The following is an 8,665-nucleotide window of genomic DNA, read 5'->3' on the forward strand; positions in this document are numbered from 1 at the left end:
TCCAGGTCCTTGGGGCGCCTCTCCTCCGATTGTAGGACGTCCAACTAAATTCTGGCGACCGTGGCCCGCCATAGGCGCCTGACGTGCGCCTACTCGATGGCGGACTTCCACCAGGGGGTCTCGACGAACCCCCGCTTGAAGGTGACCAGCTCGATCCTGGCCGACCAGTCGCGTACGCCCTCCAGCCGGCCCAGGGTGTGCGTCATGAACTCGAAGACGTCCTCCCGCTGCGGCAGGATGATCTCGCAGAACAGCGAGTTCCTGCCCAGCATGGAGGCGAGGAACCGCACGCCGCGGTACGCGGCGAGCTCCTTCGCCACCGCGTCCACCCGGCCCGGGTCGACCCCGACGTCGAGGATGATCTCCGACTCGAACCCGATCGCGGCGGCGGGCACGAGGGTCAGCAGCCACACGCAGCCGCGGCTGTGCATCGCCTCGAACCGCCGGCGTGCGGTGCTCTCGTTCACCCCCACGCCGCTGGCGATCGCGCGGAAGCTGACCCGCCCGTCGTCGCGCATCCGCTCGATGATCGCCCGGTCGACCTCGTCCAGGTGCGACGGGTCGCACTCGTGCGGCTCGTCGCCGGAGTACACGTACGGCTCGCCGGTGACCAGCTGCCTGCTCCAGTCGTGCGACACCTTGTAGGTGTGCAGCATGACGTCGGTATCGCAGCGCAGCACGCCGTCGGTCCCCAGGATCTCCCCGACCAGCCGGTTCGACAGCGACTCGTCCTTGCGTACGGCGAGCTCGGCGAGCACGTCCCACTCGCCGGTGACGACGGACACCAGCCTGGTGTCCGGGCGCAACATCAGCTCGCGCGCCACCTTCGTCTGAGCGCCCGGGCTGCACTGCAGCCGCAGCAGGTACAGGCTCGCCGGGCCGGCGTGGTTCACCGCGGGCACAACGGCGACCTTCACGACGCCGTCGTCGAGCAGCCGCTGCCCGCGGCGGGCAACGGTCGTCACCGACGTGTCGGCCAGCGTCGCGATGTCGGTCCAGCTGGCCCTGCCGTCACTCTGCAGCGCCGCGACGATCTTCCGGTCGAGCGGATCCAGCGACGCTGCCGGCCCCGGTTCCACGCTCACCCACGTCCTCTCGTCACTCCGGCTGGTCGGCACCTACATCATGCAGGAACGCACGCACGACACGCCGCCACTCGTCCGCCTCCTCGATCTGCGGCGAGTGGCCCGACTTCTCGAACACCACCAGGCGCGCGTCGGGTATCGACGATACGATCCGCTCGCTCGCCTCGACCGGGGTGATCCAGTCGTACCTACCCACGGTCACGAGCGTGGGACAGGTGATGCCCGGCAGCTGCGCCTTGATGTCGTAATTGGGCTGGTTCACCGCGAACGCGTAGTTGTGCGCCTGGTAACGGTACGGGGTGGACGCCACCCGCTCCTCGACCTTCGCCGGGTCGTAGTCGTAGTCGTACAGCGGGAGGATCTCCCGCCAGCAGTCCCTCAGGTCGTCGTCGTCGCGCACGGTGCCCGCGAAGATGCGGTCGAGCTTCTCGCGATCGATGTCGGCCCGCGACGAGCTCAGCGCGTTCTGCAATGCGGTCTCCTCGTTGTCGTGGTCGGGCGAGGTGTCGCGCAACACGAGCGCCCGCACGCGGTCGGGGTACCTGATCGCGTACTCCATCGCGATGAAACCGCCGTACGAGCCGCCGGCCATGACGATCTGCTCGGCGCCGGCCCACCCCCGCACCGCGTCGACGTCCGCCGCCCACTGCTCGTGCGAGTAGGGCAGCTTGCCCTCGCTCTCCCCCGACCCGCGGGCGTCGTAGACGATCACGCGGAACGTGTCGGCGAGCGGGCCGAACGTCGTCCGCGGCTCTGCCCGGGACGCGAGACCCGGTGCCCCGTGGTGCGCGATCAGCACCGGCGCGTCGTCGGCGCCGAAGACCTCGAGCTCGAGCTCGTTACCGTTGATCGGGATCCGCATGCGCAGCCCTCTCCTCTCGTTCTCGTCTCTCCCAGCCCCGGCGGGACAGCCATGACGTCCGCCGGGTACGCGGGTTCTGCGCGTCGTTGTACGCGATCGACACCAGCGACGCCGACACGACGAGCACGAGGATCGCGAGCGATGGGAACAGCGTCGTCCACCACGCGCTCTGCATCGCCCCTGACTGCTGGGCCTCGTACAGTACTCGTCCCCACGACCACCGGTTCGGGTCGCCGAGGCCGAGGAACGACAGGCCGGCCTCCGACAGCACCGCACGCGACGCCGTCAGCACGACGGTCACCACCACGACAGGCGCCACCGCCGGCAGCACGTGCCGCCTGATGATCCACCGCGCCGTGCCGCCGATCGCGCGCGACGCGTCGACGTACGGCAGCCGCACCACCGACAGCGCCTGCGCGCCGCACCACCCGCGTCACCTCCGGCCAGGTGAAGAACGCGATGACCACGACGATGGTGAGGAAGCTCGGCCCGGTCAGCGCGGCGACCAGGATCATCAGCGGCAGCACGGGCAGCGAGAGGAACAGGTCGACGACGACGCCCACGACCAGGTCGACCTTCCTGAAGTAGGCACCGATCACCGCGACCGTGACCCCGAACGCGATCGCCAGCACCGACGCGCGCGCACCGACGGCGACGCTGATCCTCGTGCCCCAGACGACCTCGGCGAACACCTCGCGGCCGAGGTTGTCGGTGCCGAACCAGTGCCCGGCCGACGGCGGGCTCAGCACGCTGCCGCCGTAGTTGCGCGGGTAGTCGTGTCCCGCGAGCAGCGGCGCACACACCGCGACGATGGCGAGGAACGCGATCGCGACGAGGGCGGCGACGCCGAGCGGGTTGTGGCGGAAGGCGTCCCAGGTCGCCCTGGCGGTGCTCACCTCGTCGGCGTCGACGGTCTCCGCGACCGGTTCTTGCACGGCGGTGCTCATGCCGTCCTCACCCTCGGGTCGAGCGCGCCGTACGCGAGGTCGGTGAGCATGTTCGCGACGACGACGGTGAACGCGAGCATCAGGAACGCACCCTGCAGCACCGGGAAGTCCAGCTGGGTCACCGCCTCGAAGATGGCCCGGCCGACGCCGGGATACGCGTACACGGTCTCGGTGAGCACCGCCCCGCCGACCAGGAAGCCCAGCTGCAGCCCAACCAGCGTCGTGGTCGGCAGCAGCGCGTTGCGCAGTGCGTGCCGCCACACGACCGCCCGGTAGCGCACCCCCTTCGCCCTGGCCAGCCGGCAGTAGTCCTCGCCGAGCGCCTCGACGAGCGTGGCCCGCAGCGTGACGACGTACGAGCCGAGCTGCACGAGCACCAGGCTCACCGCCGGCAGCACCAGGTGCTGCCGGCGCTGAGGTACCAGCCGATGCCGTAGCTGCCGTCCGTGAACGCCCCACCGATGGGCAGCAGCTTCAGCTGCAGGCCGAGCACGTACAGCAGCAGGATGCCGACGCTCGGGACGAACAGCGAGTGCCCGATGACGCCACCCACCTGCACGACGCGGTCGACGAGACCGCCGGAGCGGATCGAAGCCAGCACGCCGAGCGGTATCCCGACGGCCATGGTGAGCGCGAGCGACGTACCGGTAAGCAGCAGCGTCCACGGCAGCCGCTCACCCAGCACGGACGCGACCGACACCGACTGGGTGAACGACATGCCGAGGTTGCCCTGCAGCAGCTGCCACATGTACTTCGCGTACTGCACCGCGAGCGGCTGGTCCAGGCCGTACTGCTGTAGCAGGTCCCGCTGGATCGCCTTCGTCATGTTGGGACTGGCGACGGCCAGCGCCGGGTTGCCCGGCAGCAGGCGGAGCAGCAGGAACGTCACGGTGACGGCGAACCACATCGTCACCACCGCGCGCAGCAACCGCCGGCCGGCGAACCGGAGGATTCCCGTCATCTCATCCGGTTGCCTTCACGTTGGCCAGCGACTCCGGGTTGACGATGGACAGCAGCTCGCTCGGCTGCACGGTGAAGCCGGTCCAGTTCGACCGGTGTGCGACGTAGAGGTTCTGCGTGTACATCACGTTGTCGTACACGTTCTCCCGCACCCTGGTGGACGCCTCGCCGATCAGCTCGACCTGTTGCTCCTCGTCCGTGGTCGCCTGGGCCTTGCGGATCAACGCGCTCAGCTTCGGGTCGTCGACCTTGCTGTAGTTGATCGCGCCGTCTGGCAGGTAGGTGAGCGTCATGTTCGTGGGTGGGTCGTCCATGATGGCGAAGTTACCTGCATAGATGTCGTACTCCCCCGCGTCGGTCTTGGACAGGTACGTGTTCCTGTCCATGCCGCGCAGCTTGATCGTGATCCCGGCCTTGGTGGCACCACTCTTCACGATCGACGCCCACTGCGCCGTCACGGGGTCCTGCAGCGCGTAGATCAGCGTCAGGTCGAGCGACTTGCCGCCGGGACCGTAGCCGGCCTCGCGCAGCAGCTTCTTCGCCTCCGCGATGTCGTACGAGTACTCCTCGCAGTCCGGGTTCTCGTACTGCTTCAGCACCGGCGGGATCGGGCAGCTGCCGGTCGACACGCCCTGGTTCTGCAGCACGACCTTGCGGATCGCCTTGTAGTCGACGGTGTGGGCGAGGGCCTGCCGCACCTTGACGTCGTCCAGTGGCTCGCGCTCCATGTTGTAGGTCATGTGCGCGTACCCGAGGCCGGGCACCTTCTGCACCTTCACCCCGGACGCCTTCGACAGGTTCTTCACCTGCGCCGGCGGCAGCGTGTTGGCGATCACGTCCACGTCACCGTTCTTCAGCGCGAGGATCTCGCTGTTGACGTCAGGGATCACCCGGAACACGATCCGCTCGAGGGTCGGCGTGTCACCCTTCGCAAGCGGGTACGGCTCGACGCGCTTGAACGTGTAGCTCTGCCCCTTGTTGACCTTCGTGAGCCGGTACGGGCCCGCACTCACCCAGTCGGACGCGTTCGCGAACTTCGCCACACTGCCGGCCTTCTCGAAGACGTGCTGCGGCACGACGTTCATCCAGAACCCGATCTCGGGCACCACGGTCGCGTCCGGGCGGGTGAGCTCGATCTCGACCCTGGTCTTCGACACGGCAGACGCCGACTTCACGTTCGCCATCTGGCCGTAGATCACGCCGGCGGGCTTGTCCTTCTTGATGGCGTTGATAGTGTACGCGACGTCGTTGGCGGTGAGCGCCTCGCCGTCGCTCCACTTCATGTCGTCACGGATCTCCCAGTAGCCCGTGGTGGGCGACTTGTAGCCCCACTTGGTGGCGAGCGCGGCCTGCGTCTGGCCGTCGGCACCGATGCTCAGCATCCGCGGGTACATCAGGTCGGTGATCCACGCGTCCGTACGGCTGTTGCCGATGAGCGGGTTGAAGTTGACCACGTCGCTCGTCGTCGCGATGGTCATGCTGTCGTCGGCCGTCTCCCCCGATGTGGCCTCCTCCTTGGTGGGCGCGCAGCCGAAGGCCGCCGCCACGAGTAGTGCCGTGGCCGCAACGGCGGCCGATACACGTCGCATCAGATCCACACCTCTTCGAGAACACGGATGATGTTCCCCCCGACGACCTTGCGGATCTCGTCGTCCGAGTAGTCGTGCGCGACGAGCCAGCCGATGATGTTGTAGAAGCACTCCGCCGGGTTCTCCAGCCCGTCGACGTACTCGACCTTCTCGTAGTCGACGCCTTGGTGCGCCTGGCCGATGGACAGGTTCGCGGCGAACGCGTCGTGCAGGCCGACGTGGTCGCCGAACAGGGTGTCAGGGCCGAACGCCACGTGGTCGATGCCGACGACGTCGAGCAGGTGCACGAAGTGGTCCATCACCGACTCGATGCTGTGCTGCGGGTGCTCCTTGGACAGCGACGTGTGCGGCGCCGCCTCCAGACCGAGCACACCGCCGCGTTCCGCGCACGCCTTGATGATCGCGTCCGGCTTCATCCGCGCCGTCGGCCACACCTCGCGGGAGCCGCAGTGCGTGATGAACACCGGCTTGGTGGAGCGCTCGATGACGTCCATCGAGGTGCGGTCGCCTGAGTGCGAGATGTCGATCGCCATGCCCAGCTTGTTCATCCGCTCGACGGCGCGGTCACCGAAGTAGGTGAGCCCGCCGTCGCCGCGCTCCTTCAGCCCGCTGCCGAGCGTGTTCGCCTCGGAGTACGCGATGCCGATCTGACGGACACCGAAGCCGTAGAGCACGTCGAGCCGGTCGACCTCGTTGTCGATCATCGTCGCGGCCTCGAGCCCGAAGATGTGGGCCAGCCGGCCGGTCTCGTGCGCGTGGTAGATGTCCTGCAGGCTCTCCGCCTTGACCACGAAGTCCTGGCGCGGCAGGTCGGCCATCCGTACGCCCAGGTCGAACAGCACGTCCTGGTACCTCCAGCCGGCGTCGCTGCTGATGCAGCAGGTGCCGTCCATGCCGTTGTCGAAGACAGCGGTCATGCCGGACCTGGCCAGCCCCTCGTAGCCGGTCGGTTCGCGCCCGTACCTGATGTGCGTACGGAGGTCGGCCATGTCCGCGGGGAAGACCTGCACGTGGTCGTGCAGCGAGATCACCAGCTCGTCGCGGAGCAGCCGCTCGGTGCGGGCGCGCTGCCCGTCGGACAGCTCCAGGCCCGTGTACGGCGGCACGCGCCCGATCTGGGCGGCGTATGGGATCTGGGGCATGTCCTTGCCCGGCTCGAGGTACTCGTACCCGCGGTACCCGGTGTAGCGCTCGGCTGGCTCAAGCACATGGCCTCCCTGAGGGCGAACGGACTCGACTGTTCGCGAAAATACGGCATAAATATCAAATAAACAATGAAAACAAGCATATAAGCGACGTCTTACGGGACAATACAGCGACAGTCGTGCACTCCACGCACTGCCGAGCGGCCGTCAGGGCTGGTCGTCCACCCGATCGGGGTCGTACCCGCCCATCGACCGTCCGCGGGCCCTTGTTCACACCCAGTACTCCGTAGCAGCACGACCGGAGAGCGGCATCACAAGGAACAGGCAGCACACCGCACCGATGACCGGCACCACGGTCGGCGCGCGGAAGTGCGCGTGCCCGACCGGCTGCCTACGCAGCACGAGGACGGCGACGTCGACCACCGTGAACACACCGAGCGGCAACAGCGACATGGTGCCGCCGAGCAGGTCGATCAGCGTCTGGTCCGGGTTCAGCCGGATGGGCGCGAAGCTCATCAGCACCACCGCAAGCAACGTAGCGAGGATGATGGCCGTCCACGGCGTACGGCGTCTGGGCAGCAGCCGTCCCGAGCCGCTCCAGCGGCTGGGTGATGCACCGGCCGGCAACGGCGTCGCTCTCGGCCTGGCCGTCGCGCGCGGCATCGCCGAGGTCATCGGGTGCCGAGGGAGACTGAGCCGGTGACGACGGTGCTCGTGGTCGACGACGAACCCGGCCTGCTGCTCAGCATTCGGATCAAGACCCAGTACCTACGGGTGTACATGGCACAGCTGCGCCGCAAGCCCGAGTCCGACTCCACCCACCCGGTACACCTGCCCACCGAACCCGGCATCGGCTACCGCCTGGTCCCATGAGTGTCCACAGATCCCGCAACGGCCCTACGGTGACGCCGCCGACCGGCCGATACCCAGGACGAGACCTCGAACCGCAGAGGTCGTACTCGTCGTACTGCTCGTACTGGGAGGAACCATGGGCACACTCCGTCATCGGCTGGCCGTCCCAGCCACCGGCGTCCTCGTACTCGCCGCTGGCCTCGGCGGCGCGGTCACGGCCGCGCATGCGGCGTCACCACCTGCGGCCAGCGACCATTCCGTCCCCCGGAGGCCACCGGTGATCGACGGCTTCACGCTCACCCACCTGCCCGACGCCCTGGGCAGCCGCACGTCCGAGCACACGTACACCTGGGGCGACGTCGGCTTCCGCAACCTGGTCTGGGAGAGCCAGCTCCCCAACGGCGCGTACCGCGTCGACCTCAACGCCCACATCCTGCGCGGCGACCGCTTGACCGACCACACGTCACTGCACCAGTTCCTGACCGACTACCTCGAGCGCGACCCGGACACCTGGCAACCGACCGAGGTGCAGTTGGGCAACCGCACCGTCCACGCCGCCGAAACCGACGTCTTCTGGCTAGTAAGACCAGGCGTCGCCGTCTGGCTAAGCACCCGCCCCGGCCGCCTGGACCGCACCGACCTCCTAACCACCGCCGAAGGCATCCGCGAGATAGGCCAGCAGTCCCCCACCGACCCGCCTTGACGACAGCTGGGGCTGCTCACCACCGCCGCCCACGTACGCGAAACCAGCCAGCAGCCCCCACCAGCACGGCCTAGCAACAGCTGGCAGCTAGACGCCCCTCGCAACCGTGCAACCACCCGCGCCACCCCGGAGAACTGCACCGCACACAACTCCCCACCACCACCAACCGCCCACGCGAAACCAGCCAGCAGCCCCCACGAGCTCGGCTTAGCGACAGCCGACAGCTCGACACCGCCCAACCGCGCAACCAACACCGACCCGTCCTACCCCTCCGACCCAGCACCACAGTCCGGCCCAACAGCCGCCACCAACCGCCCACGCGAACCGACCACCAGCCCCAACCAGCTCGGTCTAGCGACAGCTGCCAGCTAGACGCAGTGCCGTCCGGCAGAGTGGTGTACGGCTCCTGGTGAGCGTGTCGCTGCCGATGTAGGTGACGGCCACCGGGTGGTCCTTCGAGTGATCTCTCACAACCGACTCGAAGAAGGGCACTACGGCGACACCGTCACCCCCAGTATCGAC

Annotated in this window: 7 protein-coding genes and 2 pseudogenes; 2 read left to right on the top strand and 7 right to left on the bottom strand. The window is 68.1% G+C overall.

Annotated elements, in window-relative coordinates:
- Positions 1–89 precede the first annotated feature (89 nt).
- The 7 genes and pseudogenes from GEV07_13860 to GEV07_13890 all read right to left on the bottom strand — a co-directional run bounded on the left by GEV07_13860 (position 90) and on the right by GEV07_13890 (position 7,104).
- Positions 90–1,118 (bottom strand): AsnC family transcriptional regulator, encoded by a 1,029-nt coding sequence (locus GEV07_13860; protein ID MQA03752.1) that lies wholly within the window; start codon positions 1,116–1,118, stop codon positions 90–92.
- Positions 1,099–1,947, bottom strand: a complete 849-nt coding sequence (locus GEV07_13865) for an alpha/beta fold hydrolase (GenBank protein MQA03753.1) — start codon at positions 1,945–1,947, stop codon at positions 1,099–1,101. Before GEV07_13865 ends, GEV07_13860 begins: the two co-directional genes overlap by 20 nt.
- Positions 1,925–2,894: pseudogene (locus GEV07_13870) on the bottom strand (ABC transporter permease subunit). The gene GEV07_13865 and the pseudogene GEV07_13870 overlap by 23 nt, the downstream one beginning before the upstream one ends.
- Positions 2,891–3,855 (bottom strand): annotated as a pseudogene (locus GEV07_13875) (ABC transporter permease subunit). Before GEV07_13875 ends, GEV07_13870 begins: the two co-directional pseudogenes overlap by 4 nt.
- A 1-nt stretch (position 3,856) precedes the next feature.
- The gene (locus tag GEV07_13880) at positions 3,857–5,443 is read right to left on the bottom strand and encodes an ABC transporter substrate-binding protein (protein MQA03754.1); all 1,587 of its coding nucleotides are present in this window, start codon (positions 5,441–5,443) and stop codon (positions 3,857–3,859) included.
- Positions 5,443–6,651, bottom strand: a complete 1,209-nt coding sequence (locus GEV07_13885; GenBank protein ID MQA03755.1) for a diguanylate cyclase — start codon at positions 6,649–6,651, stop codon at positions 5,443–5,445. Before GEV07_13885 ends, GEV07_13880 begins: the two co-directional genes overlap by 1 nt.
- Positions 6,652–6,858: 207 nt before the next feature.
- A complete protein-coding gene (locus tag GEV07_13890) occupies positions 6,859–7,104 on the bottom strand; it encodes a hypothetical protein (protein MQA03756.1) in 246 nt (81 codons plus the stop codon).
- A 162-nt stretch (positions 7,105–7,266) separates the two neighbouring features.
- Between GEV07_13890 and GEV07_13895 the strand changes: the two genes are divergently transcribed.
- Positions 7,267–7,461: a hypothetical protein gene (locus GEV07_13895; protein MQA03757.1), complete on the top strand. Its 195-nt coding sequence runs from the start codon at positions 7,267–7,269 to the stop codon at positions 7,459–7,461.
- A 115-nt stretch (positions 7,462–7,576) separates the two neighbouring features.
- Positions 7,577–8,143 (top strand): hypothetical protein, encoded by a 567-nt coding sequence (locus GEV07_13900; protein MQA03758.1) that lies wholly within the window; start codon positions 7,577–7,579, stop codon positions 8,141–8,143.
- Positions 8,144–8,665 lie beyond the last annotated feature (522 nt).

This window comes from Streptosporangiales bacterium (assembly GCA_009379825.1).
Classification (GTDB): domain Bacteria; phylum Actinomycetota; class Actinomycetes; order Streptosporangiales; family WHST01; genus WHST01.